A 15,958-nucleotide genomic window follows, 5' to 3' on the forward strand; every position below is an offset into this window, starting at 1 on the left:
CTAACGCCGCTCTACGCATTTTCCTTCCAAGGATTGCCGAGCGATGGCGAATCGCTCTCCAAAGGGCGATGGACCATCTGCGCTATTCCGGACTCTCGTTCGAAGCACAACGGGAAGCGTTCCTCGCCATCGTATCGGCCGACCCGCTGGTCCGCGAGGCGCTGGCGCGGGCTCGCGCGCTTGCATTGCCCGACTGGTTGGTGGTGTCCGGCGCGCTCTACAACAGCGTCTGGAACCATCTGACCGGCAGGCCATCGGGTTACGGCATTAGGGATGTCGACCTCTTCTACTTCGATGACAGCGACCTGTCCTACGAGGCTGAGGACGTCGTCATTCGCCGGGCGGCGCAGCATTTCAAAGGGCTGGCGCTGCCGGTCGAGGTGCGCAACCAGGCGCGGGTGCATCTGTGGTATCCGCAGAAATTCGGCCGGCCCTGCCCGCGCTATACGAGTTCCGGCGAATCCGTCAGCCATTTTGCGTCGAAGACGCATGCGGTCGGGGTTCGGTTCGATGCCGACGGGCAGCTGCAGCTGGTGGCGCCGTTCGGGCTGGATGACATCTTCTCGTTTCGCATCACGCCGAACCGGGTGATGGATAATCAGCAGACGCATGAGGTGAAGGGCGCGCGGGCGAGAGAGTGCTGGCCGGAGATTACGGTGGTGGATTGGTGATTAAAAAAGGGCGCCAAAGCGCCCCTGAAAGCGAAACGAAAGGCCCCCTCACCCGGATTGTCAGCCGAATTGCGAAGGGCAATTCGGGACAATCCAACCTCTCCCCGAGGAGAGGAGCTGGCGCCGGTGGCAGGCTCTTCTCCCCTCGGGGAGAAGGTGGCCGCGTAGCGGCCGGATGAGGGGGCCTTTTTTCACCCGTTCACGAGCGCCAGCAGCTCCTCCGTGTAGCGCTTGCCGACCACCTTATCCGGCGACAGCGCATCGCCAATCGCTGCCACCTCGGCAGCACTCAGCTCGATCCCGGCCGCCGCGGTGTTCTGCTCGAGATGGCGGAGCTTTCTTGCGCCGGGGATCGGCACGATGAAATCGCCCTGGTGCAACACCCAGGCCAGCGCCAGTTGCGCCGAGGTGACGCCTTTTTGCGTCGCCAGCTTTTCCAGCGTGGCAATGACCTTAGCGTTGGCCGCCATGGCGTCGGCCTGGAAGCGTGGCAAGGTGCGGCGCCAGTCGTCGTCGCTCAAGGCCTCGGGCTTGGCGATGGTGCCGGTGAGCAGGCCGCGGCCGAGCGGGCTGTAGGGGACAAAGCCAATGCCGAGTTCGCGGCAGACATCGAACACCTCGTCTTCCGGATCACGGCTCCACAGCGAATATTCGCTCTGGACGGCAGCGATCGGATGCACGGCATGCGCCCGGCGGATGGTGGCGGCACTGACCTCCGACAGGCCGAGCGCCCGCACCTTGCCCTCGCGCACCAGCTCGGCCATGGCGCCGACCGTGTCCTCGATGGGCACATTGGGGTCGACACGGTGCTGGTAGTAGAGGTCGATGACATCGGTATCGAGCCGCTTCAGCGAGGCTTCGGCCACCGCCTTGACGTGCTCGGGGCGGCTGTCGACTCCGACCATGCGCTCGATGCCTGAGCCTTCCTCGGAGATCTTGAAGCCGAATTTGGTGGCGATCGTCACCTTGTCGCGTACCGGCTTCAGCGCCTTGCCGAGCAGGATCTCGTTCTCATAGGGGCCGTAGACTTCGGCCGTGTCGAAGAAGGTGACGCCGATGTCGACGGCGCGGCGCAGCGTGGCGATTGCGTCGGCCTCTGCCTGGCCGCCATAGGCGAAGCTCATGCCCATGCAGCCGAGGCCGACGGGATAGACCTTCAATTCTGCTCCTAGCTTGCGGGTTTGCATCACGTGTCTCCTTGTTGCGATGCGACTGAGGTAATGCCTTGAACCACGTTCGATAATCGTCTCTTATTTGTACGGGCTGTTCCAAGAGATAGATCAATGAATCGTGCTCATCTTTCGCAACTGGCGGTGCTGGCCACCGTCGCCCAATGCGGCAGCTTTCGCGGCGCCGCCAGGGAATTGGCCATAGCGCCCTCGGCCGTCAGCCATGCGGTGTCCAGCCTGGAGGCACGGCTCGGCGTTCGCCTCTTGGCACGCAGCACGCGCAGCGTTGCGCCGACCGAGGAAGGGGCGCAGTTGCTGGAGCGGCTGCGGCCGGCACTGTCGGAGATCGACCTGGCGCTGGAAACAGCGATCGAGGCGCGCGACCGGCCGGCCGGCAATCTGCGGCTGACCGTGCCGCGCACCGCGGCCCACCTTACGCTGACGCCCAGACTCGGCGCCTTTGCATCGGCCTATCCCGACATCGTGCTGGAGATCGTCGTCGAGGATCGCTTTACCGATGTGGTCGAGGGCGGCTTCGACGCCGGCGTGCGGCTCGGCGAGAGCCTGCAACGCGACATGATCGCGGTGCGCATCGGGCCGGACCTTCGCGGTGCCGTCGTCGGTGCACCGTCCTATTTCGAAAAAATGCCGAAACCGCGTCACCCGCGCGAGCTGGCCGACCATCGCTGCATCCGCTTCCGCTTCTCCAGCGGCATCCTCTACCGCTGGGAGTTCGAGAAGGACGGCGAGGAGATCGAGATCGCCGCACAAGGACCGCTGATCCTCGACGAGGACCATCTGATCGCCCAGGCGGCCATCGACGGCGCCGGACTGGCCTTCGTCTTCGAGCCTTATGTGCGGGGCCCGCTCGCCGACGGAAGGCTGATCCGCGTGCTGGACGACTGGTGCCCGCCCTTCGAGGGCTTCTTCGTCTACTATCCCAGCCGCAGGCAGATGCGCCCGGCGCTGCGGGCGTTTGTCGATTTCTTCAAGGTCGGCGGTTAGCCCACCCTCCCCCTTGTGGGGAGGGTCGGCGCGAAGCGACGGGGTGGGGGGCTGCGCCCTACGAGGACCCCCACCCCGATCCGCTACGCGGATCGACCCTCCCCACAAGGGGGAGGGTAAGGCGCGCCGGAAGAAAGCCCATCCGGCATTCGTTCACCAACCATGCAGGCATCCATCACCAACAGCACGACCCGCTACGGCTGGGTGGCAATCATCCTCCACTGGCTGATCGGCATCATCTTCATTGGCCAGTTCATGCTCGGCTTCGTCATGGTGCGATTGACCAGCCAGCGCACCGCGTTCGAGCTCATCCAGTTGCACAAATCCTTCGGCTTTCTGCTGATCGGTCTCATCATCCTGCGCATCGGCTGGCGGCTCGGCAATGCGGCGCCGGCGCTGCCAGCATCAACCGGGGCGCTGGAGCGTCGCACCGCGCCGCTGGCGCATCTGGCGCTTTATGCCTTCCAGCTCGCTTTGCCTTTGTCCGGCTGGGCGCTGGTTTCGGTGTCGATGCTGGAGATCCCCAGCATGCCGTTCAACCTGTTCGTGATGCCGAACCTGCCGCTCGGCCTGTCCGACACGGCGGAAAACTTCTGGGCAGCCCTACACTGGTATCTTGCCTATGCCGGCATTGCGCTGGTCGTGCTGCATGCGCTGGCGGCGCTGCGCCATCATTTCTGGCTGCGCGACAACGTGCTCACCCGCATGATCACGCCTTCGTCAGCGCCCGACATGGAATAGGGCGCGCCGCGTATTCGTTCATGGAGGAAAGACGCAGGACTTTGCCTGCCCCAGAAGGACAAAACCCATGTATGCGCGCATCTTCGGATTGGCGGCTATGGCCGCTTGCCTTGCCATGCCTGTCTTGGCCGCGGTCGACCTTAACGACGCAGCCGGCAGCTATACGGTCAACCCGGCCAGTTCCAGCATCCGCTTTTCCATCGGCAAGGTCGGCGGCGGCGGGCTCAACGGCGCCTTCGGCCGGTTCAAGGGCTCGATCCGTATCGACAACAGCGATGTCGGGCGTTCGCAGGTCAATTTCACCATCTATCCCGAAAGCGTCGGCACAGGCCAGGGCCGCATCGATGCCTTCCTGCGCTCCGACGCGGTGTTCGATGCCGCCAACAATCCGGAAATCCAGTTCCGCTCGACCAGCGTGACGCGCACCAGCGACACCACGGCGCTGGTCAGCGGCCGGCTGACGGCGCGCGGCAAGACGTTTGCGGAAAAGTTCACCGCCGAGCTCGGCGGGCTGAAGGGCGGCACGATCAAATTCCACGTCACCGGCAAGGTGCTCCGCTCCCGCTACGGCATGGATGTCGGCACGCCGATCTATTCCAACATCGTCGATTTCGACATGACGCTGACGGGGAAGAAGGGTTAGCGCGCCTGTCGCTGATTGGCTTTTCCCCCAATTTCGGGCAAACCTCCTCGCCTGTAAAATCGATAGGAGAAGCCTGATGTTCCGATGGGGTGTTTTGTCGACGGCCAAGATCGGCCGCGAGCAGTTACTGCCGGCAATCGTCGAGGCCGAGAATGGCGTGCTGTCAGCGATCGCCAGCCGCGACCTGTCGAAGGCCAAGGCTTTGGGCGAGCGTTTCGGCGCCCGCCACGCTTTCGGCTCCTATGAGGAACTGCTGGCTTCCAAAGAGGTCGACGGCGTCTACATTCCACTGCCGACCTCGCAGCACGTGGAATGGACGGCCAAGGCGATCGAAGCGGGAAAGCATGTGCTGGTGGAAAAGCCGCTGGCACTCGACGCCAAGGACATCCTGCCGCTGATCAAGCTGCGCGACCAGAAGAAGGTGCTGGTTTGCGAAGCGTTCATGGTCATCTACCACCCGCAATGGATCAAGGTGCGCGACCTCATCGCCGACGGTGCCATCGGTCGGCTGCGCCATGTGCAGGGCGCGTTCTCCTACTACAATGTCGACCCCACCAACATGCGCAACCAGCTCGATCTCGGCGGCGGCGCGCTGCCCGACATCGGCGTCTACCCGACGGTCTCGACACGCTTTTGCACCGACAAGGAGCCGTTGCGCGTGCAGGCGACGATCGAGCGCGACAAGAAGTTCGGCACCGACATCTATTCCTCGATCCGCGCCGATTTCGGCGATTTCGAACTGTCCTTCTATCTGTCGACGCAGATGGCGGCGCGGCAGGTGATGGTGTTCCACGGCGAGAAGGGTTTCATCGAGGTGTTTTCGCCGTTCAATGCCGGGCTCTACGACCATCACCGCATCGAACTGCACAACCAGAACCACACCGAGGCGCAGGTGTTCCGCTTTCCAGGCACGCAGCAATACCGGCGCGAGGTCGAGACCTTTGCCAGGGCGGCCGAGGGCGGCAAGGAGCGCGTCTTCATGCTGGAGGAATCCGTGCTCAACCAGAAGGTCATCGACGCCATCTTCCGCGCCGGCGACAAGGAAGGCTGGGAGACGGTCTGATCCGCAGTATTTAGCCGGTTAATCTCACGGAAAAAGGGCGCCCGCATCAAGCACGCGGACGCCCTTTCCTGTTGAACTGACGATCTCACGCACCGCTGAGCGCCAGGTGCAAAGTCTCGGCGAAGCGGTCGGGATAGGGGGCAAAGCCCATATGGTCGCCGGGGAAGGCGGCGCGCTTGGTGCCGAGCCTGTCGGCCAGCGCCTTGCCCATGCCGTCGATCGGCTGGCCGATGGACTCTTCGCCGATGCCGACCACGACCGGGCGGCCGCGCAACGCTTCGACGTCGGGGCGGTAGAGCGACAGCGGCATGACGCCATGCGCCAGCCAGTATTCGAAATTGCCGCTGACCCTGGCAAAGGTCTCGGCTTCTTCGGGCGACGGTTCGAACGAAGGTGGCCCGTCCTGCGGTCCGGCTTCATCCTGGCCGGGCCCTTCCGACAGGCCGTTCTCGCTGAAGAATTTCTGCATCGCCGCCTCGACGCCGTGGCTGCGATAGGTGTCGTGGAGGTCGCGCATGCCGGCCAGCGCCGGCGCCGGGTCTTCGAGCAGCATCATGCTGGGTGGCTCATGCGCCACCAGCGCACGCACCCGGCCGGGATGGCGGGCGGCGAGGTTTAGGCCGATCTGGGCGCCGCCGCTGGTGCCGAACACGTAGGCCGGCCCGGCGCCGAGCGCGTCGATCAGCCGGGCGGCATCGTCGCCATGGACATCGAGGTCCTGTTCCTGCGGCGGCCCGTCGAAGGTGCTGCGCGAATTGCCGCGCGGGTCGTAGGCGACCACCGTGTAGCGGTCGGCAAGATGGTGCGCGATATCGGCGAAAACGCCGGCGTCCTGCGGTCCGCCGGGGATGATCAGCAGAACGGGGCCGGAGCCACGGGTTTCATAATAGAGGCTGGCGCCCGGTACTTTCAGCGTCGACGATTGGGGGGTCATGTCCCTCTCTCCTGTTATATCAAAATTGCGTTCAGCAACGATCCTATTCATTTGCTGGCAACCACCATGCGGTTGCCCTCGCTGTCGCGGAACTCGGCGACGGTGCGGCCCGGCTGCCACGGCGCTTCCTGCGGCTCGGTGATGATTTCGACGCCGCGCGCCTTCAACGCGGCGATCGTTGCCTCGACATCGTCATCGACGAGCACCAGAACTGGTTCGGCGCCCGGAGAGTCATCGGAGCGTTTGACGAAATGCAAATTGGTGACGGCGCCGGGAAATGTCAGTTCGATCCAGCGCCAGCCGCCATCGCCCATCGGCTGGTCGGCTGCCACCTGGCAGGCAAGATGATCGGTATAGAAGGCTTTGGCGCGGTCCTGGTCGATGACGGGCAACTCGGCAAACTGGATGTGCATGATGGGTCTCTCCTGCTCCTCGATGGCTGCCTGGCAGCCGTCCACAGGGGAAAGACGATCCGAGCGATCAAAAAGATTCGCCGGCGGTGAGAATCTTTTCGACGCCGCGAAACGTCTTCTCCCTGCAGACTTGAAAAACAGGAGACGACACATGGGCTACAATCTCATCCGCTACGGCGTGAAGGATGAAAGCATCGCGCAGAACCGTATGCTGGTTGCAAAGGTGTTCGAGGCGCTCGCCGAAACCAGGCCGCAATCCGTGCGCTACCTGGTCCTGGAACTGGAGAATGGCGAGTTCGTCCATCTTGTCAGCCAGGACGGCGACGGCCTGACCGGGCTCGACGCCTTCAAGGCTTTCAGCGCCGATCATGCCGCGCGACGCTCGACGCCGCTTGCCAGATCGCCGGTAAAGATCGTCGGCAATTATCGTATGCTGGCCGGCGAGGTCGTGCCGGCCTGACTACCAAGACCGGCATTTTGGGAATGGACAGGATGAACACGGCAAAACTCGACCGCGTGGCCCTGGAGGCGATGCTCGGCGAATTGCGGCCGAAGCTGCACCGCTATTGCGCCCGCATGGCCGGCTCGGTGATCGATGGCGAGGACATCGTCCAGGAGACCTTGATCAAGGCGCTGCAGGCCATTGACGCCGACGCCTCTGTCGAGCGTCCCGAGCAATGGCTGTTTCGCATCGCCCACAATGCCGCGCAGGATCATCTGCGCCGGCGCCAGCGGGAGCAGGCGCGCATGAGCGAGACCGACATGACGACGATCGAAGACCCCTCCGCAAGCGCCGATGCGAGGCTCGCCACCGCTGCCAGCCTGCGTAGCTTCATGCAGCTTGCGACGGCGCAGCGCAGCGCCGTGATCCTGGTCGACGTGCTTGGCCTCAGCCTGCACGAAACCTGCGAGGTCTCCGGCGCGACGCTGGCGGCGACCAAGGCGGCGCTGCATCGCGGCCGCGCACAGCTGCGGCTGCTGGCGGCGCAGGACGAACAGACGCCCGCCCCAAAACTCGACGCCGACGACGAGCGGCGTCTGCGCCGCTATGTCGACCTGTTCAACGCGCGCGACTTCGACGCCGTGCGCGCTTTGATCGCCGAGGACATCCAGCTAGAGGTCGTCAACCGCACCCGGATGCGCGGCAAGGCGCAGGTTTCCAACTATTTCGGCAATTACGACCGCGTCGGCGACTGGGCGCTGTCGTTGGGCTTCGTCGACGGCAGGGCGGCGATCCTGATCCGCAACCCGCAAGCGGGAGATGATGCCGTGCGCGGTTTCATGTTGGTCGACTGGCAGGACGGAAAGGTCAGCCATATCAGAGATTTCCGCTATGCGCCCTATTGCCTCGCCGACGCGGACATCCGCTTCATTGACGAGTGAGTGCCACCGGTGAGCGCAGGCCTCGCCGCCTCAGGCGAAGCTTTGCAAATTGGCGTCCTGCAGCTTGGAGCCGGCAAGCAGGGCCTCGAGCACCTGCTTCTTGAGCGACAGGCACTGCGAACGGGCAAGCTTTGCGATGGCCGAGACCTCGGCCACCTCACAGGCAAGGACGAGCTCCTTTTGCTGGCCGATGATCATTTGCGTGAAGTCGCGCGATTTGAAGCCGAGATGGAGAACGCGCTCCGATTGGTCGAGGATCTGGTCGAGCAGGCGCGCCAGCCGCAGATTGCCCGAGAGCTCGGCCAGCGCAAGGCGAAAGGCGCGGTCGGCGGCGAGGAAGGCGACATGGCTGCGCAGCGTCTCAGGCTTCAGCACCTTTTGCGCCGCCAGCCTGATGTCGTCGAGCCCGCGCTCGGTGATGTTGGCGGCCGCCACGCGGAACACTTCCGGCTCGATCAGGCCGCGGACATCGAAAATCTCGTTGACGTCGCGCAGGCTGAGCGGTGCGATGACGTAGCCGCGCCTGGGCTCGCTTTTGATCAACCCTTCCTGCGTCAGCCGGGCAAGGGCCGAGCGGATCGTCGCCTTCCTGATCTGGTAGCGATCGCCGATCTGCTTTTCGGTCAGGCTTTCGCCGGGGCGCAGCACGCAGGCGACGATGTCGCTCTTCAGCTGCTCGTAGGCCTCCTCGCTGCGCAATATGTCGGCGGTCGAGGGTGATGCGGCTGCGGATTTCGGGGCGATCATGTCAGGTCTTCCTGGGCAGTTGACGCTGGTTCCGGCATTCGCTAGCCTGAGCATCTCAGTTATGAGTATTAAGCTTCTTAAGCGGGATAGCTGACAATGCCTCTTGCCGCCAACTCGCCTCTCTACGCCGTAACCGCCGATATCGTCAACGCAGCCAAAGGTCATGATGCCTTCGATCGGGTCAAGGCGGTGTTGCGCGAACACACTGATCGTTTTCACGCCTCAGGCGTGCTTGCCCATGAGGAGGAAGACGATGAGGTGCTGCTGCATGCCAGCCCTGATTTGACGATCTACCACATCACGCTGTCGCCCGGCCTGCAGTATCCCGCGCACAACCATCTGATGGATGCGCTGATCGGCATCTACAAGGGCAGCGAGACCAACTTCATCTATCCCGTCGACGGCAGCGAGATCGATACACCGGAACGACAGGACATCGCGGCCCCCGCCGTGGTGCACATGGCCCCTGATACTGTGCACGCCGTCGCCAACACCGGCAGCGCCCGCTCCGGCGCGCTGCATGTCTATCTCGGCGATCTGACGGAGATTGACCGCCATATGTGGAGCCCGGATAGCAACCAGGCCGAGCCGTTCGACAATGAGCGGTATCTGGCCGGTGCGAGGCCGATTGGCCAAGCTGGTTCCTGATCGGGAAAGGGCGAGAGCAAGCCGCGTCGGCTCTTTGCCGGATAAGCGATCCCAGCACCTAATCAGCTGTTTTGCCCAGCGTATCGGCAACCACCGCGCCACGCTCTCCCATTGGCAGAGCGGGACCCGTGGTCGAGTCGATTGCCGTCTGATGTTCCATCTCGGCATTGATTGCGGCGCCCGCGATGAGGATGATGACGGAAATCCATGTCCACATCATCAAGCCAACGACAGCGCCCAGCGATCCGTAGGTGGCGTTGTAGTTGGCAAAATGCTGCAGGTAGAACGAGAACAGCCACGATGCGGCGATCCAGACGGCGGTCGCAATCAAGGCACCCCAGCTCAGCCATCGCCACTTCGCATGTTCGCGGCTCGGCCCGAAACGGTAGAGCAGGGAAATGCCTGTAAGCATGAAGCCTGTCAGGATCGGCCAGCGAGACACCGCAACAAGGGTCTCTGTCCAGGCGTCAAGGTAGAAGAAGCGCAACAAGGCCGGGACAACGCCAACCGTCAGCAACAGTACGATGCCGATCACCAGGGCTCCCATCGTGAACAGGATCGACATCAGATTGAGCGTGATGAAGCTGCGCTTCTCGCTTTCCTCATAGGCGATGTTCATTGCATCGAAGAGCGCCTTCATTCCGCTGTTGGCGCTCCACAGCGCAATCGCAAGGCCGACGAAGAAACCTGTTCCGAGCGCTCCCGGTTTCTGACTGGCCAAAGCCTGCAATTGTCCGCGAATGAGATCCAGTCCCTCCGACGGCAGCAATCCGCCGAGATAGGCGACATGGTCCGCGACTGTCACAGGATCGGCGACAAAGCCGTAGATCGAGATGAAGGCCGCCAACGCCGGAAACAGCGCGAGCAGCAGATAGAAGGTGGCGCCGGCCGCGACCAGCAGAACCCGGTCCTTGTTGAACTCTTCCCAGAGCCGCCAGACGATATCCCTCCAGCCGAGTGCAGGAATCTGTGACGGCCAGGCCGCATCGCGACCACGGTCCCCATCCTCTGCCCTTATGGCGGCCTTGCTGGTTTCCGACGTGGCCAACGCACGATTGGCCGCTTCGGTATCGATCAACGAGGACTTGGTGTCCATCGCTCAACAGCCCCGCATTGCCAAAGTTGTGTCGCCTCAGAGGGACACCTTGGCGACCTTGTCCTTGTATTCCTCTTTCGGATCGAACCCGAGCAGCATTTTTATGCCTGCCGTCAAGCTTGAGCCGTCGAGCCAGATCTCAGCTTCCTGCGGGTCGAACCTAAGCAGTGCCAGCCTCGGGTCGTCTTTCCCGCCTTCAAACCAGGCGGCGACAAAACGATTCCAAAGCCGATCGATGACCACTGGGTTGTTGTCCAGAAAAAGCTTCCCCTGCACTGTGGCGAACAGGTCGTGACCCTTCGATGTGAAGGTAGCTGTCGCGCCGCTGCCATCTTTCAGGCCCTCGACAAGCTCGGTATCGGTCGCCGTGAAAAACCAGATGGGTCCGTTTTGATTCTCAATTTGAGCGGTCATCGGACGCGGGATGACCTTCGATCCATCAAGGCCGATCATCATTGTCATGTCGGATTTCAACGATTTCCAGAACTTGGCTCCGAGTTCGGCGGGGGTGGGCATCTGAACCTCCTTTCAGATGGCGAAAGAAAGCAAAACGGCAGCCGGCTGCATCTGTTCCAATTCATTGAAAGATCTTGCTTGGGGTTCCGCCAGCCAAAGGCCGGTGCAGCGTTGCGCCAGTGCCGCGATGTAAACCACCCCTGCCACGCGCGGATCAGCCCCGGCGTGCGTGATGAGCGTGCCGCTATCGGAATGTCCGACCAGGATCGCAGGGCTGCCGACCCCGCCAAGGCAGCTTTTCACGGCGGCGACATCGCCGGCGAGCGAATCGAGGCCGTGCGATGGTCGCCAACGTCCTGAAGACCTGAGCGGAACACTCAGTCGGTGCGACGATTGCGGCGGAAAAACCAGCCAAAGTAGAGGCAGATCAGGAACAGCGCAAAATGGATCGTCCCGCGCACGCCACTGAGTTCGGGGGACTGAATGGCGTTTGTCCACATCAGCGGGATCGGAATCTTCGCCAGATAAAAGTAGAACTGCATGCCGCTGCTGACGAAGAACGCGCCGGCCAGAAATTTTCGATACTCGCGGAATCGCACCGCCGCATAGATCGTCGGCAAACCGACGATGACGATCCCAGCCACAAGATAGGGAAGCATAACCGGCTCCGGGGCCAGGCCCTTGTCATCCATCATCCTTAAAGGCATTATATTCGAGATATGCCGAATATGTCAAACAATCGCCCTGCCGAACAACGCTTCATCGAGAATGCGGCCAGGTTGCTGATCCCCTGGGGCGTGCCCCAGACAGCGGCGCGCCTCTACGGCTACCTGCTGCTTTGCGCCGAGCCGGTCAGCCTCGACCGCATCACGGCAGACCTCGAGATCAGCAAAAGCAGCGCAAGCGTCGCGGCGCGGTTGCTGGAAGCCTACAGGCTCGCCCAGCGCCACGGCGAGCGCGGAAGCAAGCGCGCTCTGTACGCGGTGTCCGATAATTACGAGGGCATGCTGACCGAACAAAACCGCTTGCTCGACGCGCTCGCCGATCTGCTGAAGAACAGCACGGACGCCGTTGCGTCGGGAGCAGCGCGCGATCGCCTCGACGAAATGGCGGCGTTCTACCTGGCGATACGCCAAGCGATGGAGACAGCGCTGGGGCAGTGGCGCGCGAAGAAGCCGCGATCCCGATCGACGTGATCGGTCGGCATTCCAGTCCGGAGACAAATTCGCCGAAGGAGCTAGCACCATGGAACAGACCAAGACGCCCCGGGAGCCGCCCGCGATGTCGCGCGGCACAGGCATTGCCTATGCGATCGGCCTGCCGCTGGGGCTGCTGGGATTGATCTTCGTGCCGGCCGGCACGATTGCCTGGTGGCCCGGATGGGTGTTCCTTGCCGTTCTGATTTCGGCGTTCGGCGTCTCGGCGCTGGTGATCGCGCGGATCAATCCGATCATCTTCCGCGCGCGCAGTCGGTTTCAGCAGGGCACGAAAGGCTGGGACAAGGCGCTGCTCGCGGTCATTCTGCCGGCGATGGTGGCAATCCTGCCGGTGGCGGCGCTCGACGCCGGGCGCTTTCATTGGTCGGCCGTTCCCTTCTGGGCGCTGCTTTCGGGTTACATCGCCGTGCTGGCGGGCGTCGCGGTGACCGGATGGGCACAAGCGGTCAATCCGTATTTCGAGCCGGGCGTCCGCATTCAGTCCGAACGGCATCAGCGCGTGATCGACGGTGGCCCATACCGTTTCGTGCGCCACCCCGGCTATATCGCCGCACTGGTTCTGTTCTTCGGCATGGCGCTTGCGCTGGGTTCGTTCTGGGCCCTGGTGCCCGCGGCGCTGGCGTCGTCGGTCCTCGTCTTGCGCACCGCATGGGAAGACCGGCTGCTGCGGGCCGAACTTCCCGGATATGACGATTATTCCCGTCGCGTGCGGCACAGATTGGTCCCCGGCTTCTGGGGAGGGCGGGAATCCGATAGGAGTTACAGTCGCGAGCCTGATGGTGTCTTCATAGCGCTCTGATGCCGTAGACACTCGCAATTTCCGCTAAGCACGCTCGAGTTCGGTCTTGAGGTGGCGGAGGTCGCGAGAGGTCGCGCCCTTGCTAAGAAGTATCCGTGGCGCAAACCGGAGGCACAAATGTCAGTAGCCCAGGAAGAACCTTCCCCCGCGGTCCCCTCACATCCTGAGGAAATCAAATCAGTTTTCGATCTGCGTTTGGGCAAGCATGTTGTCTTGCAAGGCAGTGCTAGGATAACGCCGGCAGGTGTGATCAGCGTCGGGATCGCGGTCGCCATTATGACGCTTGCGCTGGGTCATCTTGCTTCGTCGGGGAAGCGTCGCAGGCAATAGGTGGGATGCCCGGTTTTATTGGCGCGCCCGAAGAGATTCGAACTCCTGACCCCCAGATTCGTAGTCTGGTGCTCTATCCAGCTGAGCTACGGGCGCGCAACAGGCCATGCTTTGCATAGCCCCGCGATCCGATCCTGGCGACCGGCCGCGACGAGACGTGTTCCCTAACGACTGAATTTCCGAAAAGCAAGCCGATCCGACAAAAGTTTTGTCGCAGGCGCTTTCGACGGTGCAGATCAAGGTGCGACGAGATTCAGCGCAGGCCGGCCTCGGTTGAACGCCGACACACCTAGGCGGGGCGGCGCAGCCCGTTGCGCGCCTGGTCGAGGCGGACGGGCTGGTCGGGGATGGTGACGGCGAAGGTGGTGCGGCCGCCGATCGATTCGACCAGCTCCACTGTGCCGCCATGGGCGCGGATCAGTTCATGGGCGATGGCCAGGCCAAGGCCGGTGCCGCCGCTGCGGGCCGAACCGCGAAACGCCGCGAACAGGTTTTCGCGCGCCTTGGGCGGCAGGCCGGGGCCGGTGTCAGTGACGATGATGCGGCTGACGCTGCCCATGCGCTCGGCCGACACGGCGAGCCGGCGCACCAGCGCGCTCTCCGAGTCGGCTGCCATCGCCTGCACCGCGTTGCGGCACAGATTGGTGAGCACGCGAAACAGCTGGTCGGAATCGGCATCGACCTCGAAAGCGAGCTCGACGGCGTTGACGAATTCGATGCCGTCCTCGATGTCGAGCAGACCGTGGACGTCGTCGACCAGTTGGCGCAGCCGCAAGCGGCGGCGCGAGGGCGCCGGCTCCTGGGTGCGGCCATAGGCCAGCACGCCTTCGGAATAGGACACGGCGCGGTCGAGCGCGCGCAGCAGTTTTGGCGCGAAGGCCTGCACGGTCGGGTCCTTGACCAGGCGCAGGCGGTCCGACATCAGCTGCGCCGAAGCCAGGATGTTGCGCATGTCGTGGTTGATCTTGGAGACGGCGAGGCCGAGATCGGCAAGATGCTTCTGCTCCGACAGCATCTTTTGCAGCCGCTCCTGCATCTGCGACAGTTCGCGTTCGGCAACGCCGATCTCATCGGCGCGGGCAGCCGGATGGATGATGCGCCCGGGATCGTCGGGCGCCTCGGAGAAGGATAGCATCGAGCGCGTCATGGTGCGGATCGGGCCGATCATGATCAGGTCGATCGCGGCATAGACCAGCATGGCGGTGAACAGCGAGATCAGCAGCGAGACGAAGGCGACATTGCGCGAATAGCGCAGCATGGCGTTGCGCAAGGAATAGTCGGGCATGATCAGCTCGAATTCCTTGTCGCTTTCGCCGACCGGGCCAAAGACCCTCAGCATACGCTTGCCGCCGAAGAACAGCGTGTCGAGCGCCCCGGTCATGCCCTTGATCATGCCGACATTGGCGATGTCGATATGCTCGTCGACCTGCGGCGGCATTTCGGCCACTACCAGGAGGCGCGAGACGCCGCCGTCCCGCACCGCGATCGCCTTGGCGCCGATCGCCATCAGCACGTCGTTCTGGGCGGCGCGGGAGAGCGAATTGGGCTCGCCCTGCACCAGCACGATTGACACGGCGGCGGCGGTGCTGAGCCTCTCCTTCAGCCAGGCCAGGCGGTAGCTGGCGATCCAGGGCAGGAAAATGAGGACTTCGGCCAGGAGCACGAAGACGATGGTGAGCAACAGCAGCTTGGTCGACAGGCCGCGCGCCAATGGCACCGAACGGCTCGGAGCCGGGCGAGCAGACGCCGGGCTGGCGTCGGCTTTCGCCGGGCCGGTCCCTTCATCCGCGGGGGCAAGTTCGCTCATTAAGGCCTGTCTTCACAAACGCTTGATCGGTTGAGATTAGGCGATTGCGGCTTTTTTGCCAATTTCATCCTTCGTTGGACGATGGTACCAGCAATAAAACCGCATCGAACTGGTCGTTCGCGCCGCGACGAACTGGTGTTCGCGCCGCGACGAACTCATAGTTCGCGCTGGATTGACTCCCAAAACCCTTCTTTCTATAAGCCGCTCACGCTCGGGCCATTCGTCCCGGCGCGGTTTCGATCGCGCCAATACCGGCCCGGCAAAGCTCCTGTTACACAGTGACAGAATCAAGAAGGGCCGCACCCCGCGGTATTAAAACAAATGAAGCGTACCTACCAACCGTCCAAACTCGTCCGCAAGCGCCGGCACGGTTTTCGTGCTCGCATGGCCACCAAGGGTGGTCGCGGCGTCGTCGCAGCTCGCCGCAACCGCGGCCGCAAGCGGCTCAGCGCCTGAACGGAAGACGAGATCGTTGCCCGCAACCGGCAAGCCAGTGGGACCAAACCCCAAGCGGCTTCTGAAACGTGCGGAATTCCTGGCCGTCCGCCGCGGTGAAAAGCGGCGCGGGCGGCTTTTTCTCGTTGAAGTTCTCGACCGCAATGACGGCCTGTCGCCGCGCGTCGGCTTCACCGTCACCAAGAAAGTCGGCAATGCAGTCGTGCGCAACCGCATCAGGCGGCGACTGAAAGAAGCCGTGCGCACCCATGCCGCAAGTGACATGGCGCCCGGCAATGACTATGTCATCGTCGGGCGTGAAGATGTGCTTACCATTCCGTTCGGCCAGTTGAAGGCCGAGCTCTCCCGCCGTCTCAGCGGAACACGATAGGCCAAGGGCT

21 protein-coding genes and 1 tRNA gene are annotated in these 15,958 nt (G+C 63.1%); 12 read left to right on the forward strand and 10 right to left on the reverse strand.

Annotated elements, in window-relative coordinates; genetic code table 11:
- Window positions 1–68: 68 nt before the first annotated feature.
- Window positions 69–671 carry a nucleotidyltransferase family protein gene (locus AC1D1N_RS04780; protein ID WP_477346931.1) on the forward strand — a complete coding sequence of 201 codons (603 nt, stop codon included), beginning with the start codon at window positions 69–71 and terminating at the stop codon, window positions 669–671.
- 191 nt (window positions 672–862) lie between these two features.
- On the opposite strand, the gene AC1D1N_RS04785 is transcribed toward AC1D1N_RS04780, so the two are convergent.
- Entirely contained in the window at window positions 863–1,858 is a 996-nt protein-coding gene (locus tag AC1D1N_RS04785; protein WP_477346933.1) for an aldo/keto reductase, read from the reverse strand.
- Window positions 1,859–1,954: 96 nt separating this feature from the next.
- Between AC1D1N_RS04785 and AC1D1N_RS04790 the strand changes: the two genes are divergently transcribed.
- From AC1D1N_RS04790 to AC1D1N_RS04805, 4 genes are all read left to right on the forward strand, one after another.
- On the forward strand, window positions 1,955–2,845 hold the full coding sequence (locus AC1D1N_RS04790) for a LysR family transcriptional regulator (RefSeq protein WP_477346935.1): 891 nt from the start codon (window positions 1,955–1,957) through the stop codon (window positions 2,843–2,845).
- Window positions 2,846–3,007: 162 nt separating this feature from the next.
- Window positions 3,008–3,586, forward strand: coding sequence for a cytochrome b (locus AC1D1N_RS04795; RefSeq protein ID WP_477346937.1), 579 nt, complete (start codon window positions 3,008–3,010; stop codon window positions 3,584–3,586).
- Between the two features lie 67 nt (window positions 3,587–3,653).
- A complete protein-coding gene (locus AC1D1N_RS04800; protein WP_477346939.1) occupies window positions 3,654–4,229 on the forward strand; it encodes a YceI family protein in 576 nt (191 codons plus the stop codon).
- A 76-nt stretch (window positions 4,230–4,305) separates the two neighbouring features.
- Complete coding sequence (locus tag AC1D1N_RS04805) at window positions 4,306–5,292, forward strand: Gfo/Idh/MocA family protein (protein WP_477346940.1); 987 nt, start codon at window positions 4,306–4,308, stop codon at window positions 5,290–5,292.
- An 85-nt stretch (window positions 5,293–5,377) separates the two neighbouring features.
- Here AC1D1N_RS04805 and AC1D1N_RS04810 read toward each other — a convergent pair whose 3' ends face one another.
- On the reverse strand, window positions 5,378–6,226 hold the full coding sequence (locus AC1D1N_RS04810; protein ID WP_477346942.1) for an alpha/beta fold hydrolase: 849 nt from the start codon (window positions 6,224–6,226) through the stop codon (window positions 5,378–5,380).
- Window positions 6,227–6,273: 47 nt separating this feature from the next.
- Window positions 6,274–6,639 carry a VOC family protein gene (locus AC1D1N_RS04815; RefSeq protein ID WP_477346944.1) on the reverse strand — a complete coding sequence of 122 codons (366 nt, stop codon included), beginning with the start codon at window positions 6,637–6,639 and terminating at the stop codon, window positions 6,274–6,276.
- A 151-nt stretch (window positions 6,640–6,790) separates the two neighbouring features.
- On the opposite strand from AC1D1N_RS04815, the gene AC1D1N_RS04820 reads away from it, so the two are divergent.
- Together AC1D1N_RS04820 and AC1D1N_RS04825 are read left to right on the forward strand one after the other, a co-directional pair.
- The gene (locus AC1D1N_RS04820) at window positions 6,791–7,099 is read left to right on the forward strand and encodes a hypothetical protein (RefSeq protein WP_477346945.1); all 309 of its coding nucleotides are present in this window, start codon (window positions 6,791–6,793) and stop codon (window positions 7,097–7,099) included.
- 32 nt (window positions 7,100–7,131) lie between these two features.
- Window positions 7,132–8,022 (forward strand): sigma-70 family RNA polymerase sigma factor, encoded by an 891-nt coding sequence (locus tag AC1D1N_RS04825; RefSeq protein WP_477346947.1) that lies wholly within the window; start codon window positions 7,132–7,134, stop codon window positions 8,020–8,022.
- A 30-nt stretch (window positions 8,023–8,052) separates the two neighbouring features.
- Here AC1D1N_RS04825 and AC1D1N_RS04830 read toward each other — a convergent pair whose 3' ends face one another.
- Window positions 8,053–8,769 (reverse strand): GntR family transcriptional regulator, encoded by a 717-nt coding sequence (locus AC1D1N_RS04830; protein ID WP_352557752.1) that lies wholly within the window; start codon window positions 8,767–8,769, stop codon window positions 8,053–8,055.
- Between the two features lie 96 nt (window positions 8,770–8,865).
- On the opposite strand from AC1D1N_RS04830, the gene AC1D1N_RS04835 reads away from it, so the two are divergent.
- Complete coding sequence (locus AC1D1N_RS04835; protein WP_477346949.1) at window positions 8,866–9,417, forward strand: autotransporter; 552 nt, start codon at window positions 8,866–8,868, stop codon at window positions 9,415–9,417.
- A gap of 58 nt (window positions 9,418–9,475) precedes the next feature.
- Here AC1D1N_RS04835 and AC1D1N_RS04840 read toward each other — a convergent pair whose 3' ends face one another.
- From AC1D1N_RS04840 to AC1D1N_RS04855, 4 genes are all read right to left on the reverse strand, one after another.
- Entirely contained in the window at window positions 9,476–10,513 is a 1,038-nt protein-coding gene (locus AC1D1N_RS04840; RefSeq protein ID WP_477346950.1) for a YihY/virulence factor BrkB family protein, read from the reverse strand.
- A 36-nt stretch (window positions 10,514–10,549) separates the two neighbouring features.
- On the reverse strand, window positions 10,550–11,029 hold the full coding sequence (locus AC1D1N_RS04845; protein WP_477346952.1) for a pyridoxamine 5'-phosphate oxidase family protein: 480 nt from the start codon (window positions 11,027–11,029) through the stop codon (window positions 10,550–10,552).
- Window positions 11,030–11,041: 12 nt separating this feature from the next.
- Window positions 11,042–11,272, reverse strand: a complete 231-nt coding sequence (locus AC1D1N_RS04850; protein ID WP_477346954.1) for a hypothetical protein — start codon at window positions 11,270–11,272, stop codon at window positions 11,042–11,044.
- A 74-nt stretch (window positions 11,273–11,346) separates the two neighbouring features.
- On the reverse strand, window positions 11,347–11,664 hold the full coding sequence (locus AC1D1N_RS04855) for a hypothetical protein (RefSeq protein ID WP_477346956.1): 318 nt from the start codon (window positions 11,662–11,664) through the stop codon (window positions 11,347–11,349).
- 33 nt (window positions 11,665–11,697) lie between these two features.
- Between AC1D1N_RS04855 and AC1D1N_RS04860 the strand changes: the two genes are divergently transcribed.
- Window positions 11,698–12,165 (forward strand): GbsR/MarR family transcriptional regulator, encoded by a 468-nt coding sequence (locus tag AC1D1N_RS04860; RefSeq protein WP_477346958.1) that lies wholly within the window; start codon window positions 11,698–11,700, stop codon window positions 12,163–12,165.
- 49 nt (window positions 12,166–12,214) lie between these two features.
- Window positions 12,215–12,985, forward strand: a complete 771-nt coding sequence (locus AC1D1N_RS04865; protein WP_477346960.1) for a methyltransferase family protein — start codon at window positions 12,215–12,217, stop codon at window positions 12,983–12,985.
- Window positions 12,986–13,334: 349 nt separating this feature from the next.
- Here the strand turns inward: AC1D1N_RS04865 and AC1D1N_RS04870 are convergent.
- Window positions 13,335–13,411 (reverse strand) — tRNA-Arg (locus AC1D1N_RS04870).
- A gap of 193 nt (window positions 13,412–13,604) precedes the next feature.
- Complete coding sequence (locus AC1D1N_RS04875; protein ID WP_477346962.1) at window positions 13,605–15,122, reverse strand: ATP-binding protein; 1,518 nt, start codon at window positions 15,120–15,122, stop codon at window positions 13,605–13,607.
- A 321-nt stretch (window positions 15,123–15,443) separates the two neighbouring features.
- Here AC1D1N_RS04875 and rpmH point away from each other — a divergent pair, with 321 nt between their 5' ends.
- Window positions 15,444–15,578 carry a 50S ribosomal protein L34 gene (gene rpmH, locus AC1D1N_RS04880; protein WP_008833937.1) on the forward strand — a complete coding sequence of 45 codons (135 nt, stop codon included), beginning with the start codon at window positions 15,444–15,446 and terminating at the stop codon, window positions 15,576–15,578.
- A gap of 16 nt (window positions 15,579–15,594) precedes the next feature.
- On the forward strand, window positions 15,595–15,948 hold the full coding sequence (gene rnpA, locus AC1D1N_RS04885; protein WP_112559842.1) for a ribonuclease P protein component: 354 nt from the start codon (window positions 15,595–15,597) through the stop codon (window positions 15,946–15,948).
- Window positions 15,949–15,958 lie beyond the last annotated feature (10 nt).

It is taken from the genome of Mesorhizobium sp. P2_B5 (genome assembly GCF_056404775.1).

Coding starts and splice junctions, on each gene's coding strand:
- AC1D1N_RS04780 (WP_477346931.1), top strand. CDS start 69: ATGGACCATCTGCGCTATTCCGGACTCTCGTTCGAAGCACAACGGGAA.
- AC1D1N_RS04785 (WP_477346933.1), bottom strand. CDS start 1,858: ATGCAAACCCGCAAGCTAGGAGCAGAATTGAAGGTCTATCCCGTCGGC.
- AC1D1N_RS04790 (WP_477346935.1), top strand. CDS start 1,955: ATGAATCGTGCTCATCTTTCGCAACTGGCGGTGCTGGCCACCGTCGCC.
- AC1D1N_RS04795 (WP_477346937.1), top strand. CDS start 3,008: ATGCAGGCATCCATCACCAACAGCACGACCCGCTACGGCTGGGTGGCA.
- AC1D1N_RS04800 (WP_477346939.1), top strand. CDS start 3,654: ATGTATGCGCGCATCTTCGGATTGGCGGCTATGGCCGCTTGCCTTGCC.
- AC1D1N_RS04805 (WP_477346940.1), top strand. CDS start 4,306: ATGTTCCGATGGGGTGTTTTGTCGACGGCCAAGATCGGCCGCGAGCAG.
- AC1D1N_RS04810 (WP_477346942.1), bottom strand. CDS start 6,226: ATGACCCCCCAATCGTCGACGCTGAAAGTACCGGGCGCCAGCCTCTAT.
- AC1D1N_RS04815 (WP_477346944.1), bottom strand. CDS start 6,639: ATGCACATCCAGTTTGCCGAGTTGCCCGTCATCGACCAGGACCGCGCC.
- AC1D1N_RS04820 (WP_477346945.1), top strand. CDS start 6,791: ATGGGCTACAATCTCATCCGCTACGGCGTGAAGGATGAAAGCATCGCG.
- AC1D1N_RS04825 (WP_477346947.1), top strand. CDS start 7,132: ATGAACACGGCAAAACTCGACCGCGTGGCCCTGGAGGCGATGCTCGGC.
- AC1D1N_RS04830 (WP_352557752.1), bottom strand. CDS start 8,769: ATGATCGCCCCGAAATCCGCAGCCGCATCACCCTCGACCGCCGACATA.
- AC1D1N_RS04835 (WP_477346949.1), top strand. CDS start 8,866: ATGCCTCTTGCCGCCAACTCGCCTCTCTACGCCGTAACCGCCGATATC.
- AC1D1N_RS04840 (WP_477346950.1), bottom strand. CDS start 10,513: ATGGACACCAAGTCCTCGTTGATCGATACCGAAGCGGCCAATCGTGCG.
- AC1D1N_RS04845 (WP_477346952.1), bottom strand. CDS start 11,029: ATGCCCACCCCCGCCGAACTCGGAGCCAAGTTCTGGAAATCGTTGAAA.
- AC1D1N_RS04855 (WP_477346956.1), bottom strand. CDS start 11,664: ATGATGGATGACAAGGGCCTGGCCCCGGAGCCGGTTATGCTTCCCTAT.
- AC1D1N_RS04860 (WP_477346958.1), top strand. CDS start 11,698: ATGTCAAACAATCGCCCTGCCGAACAACGCTTCATCGAGAATGCGGCC.
- AC1D1N_RS04865 (WP_477346960.1), top strand. CDS start 12,215: ATGGAACAGACCAAGACGCCCCGGGAGCCGCCCGCGATGTCGCGCGGC.
- AC1D1N_RS04875 (WP_477346962.1), bottom strand. CDS start 15,122: ATGAGCGAACTTGCCCCCGCGGATGAAGGGACCGGCCCGGCGAAAGCC.
- rpmH (WP_008833937.1), top strand. CDS start 15,444: ATGAAGCGTACCTACCAACCGTCCAAACTCGTCCGCAAGCGCCGGCAC.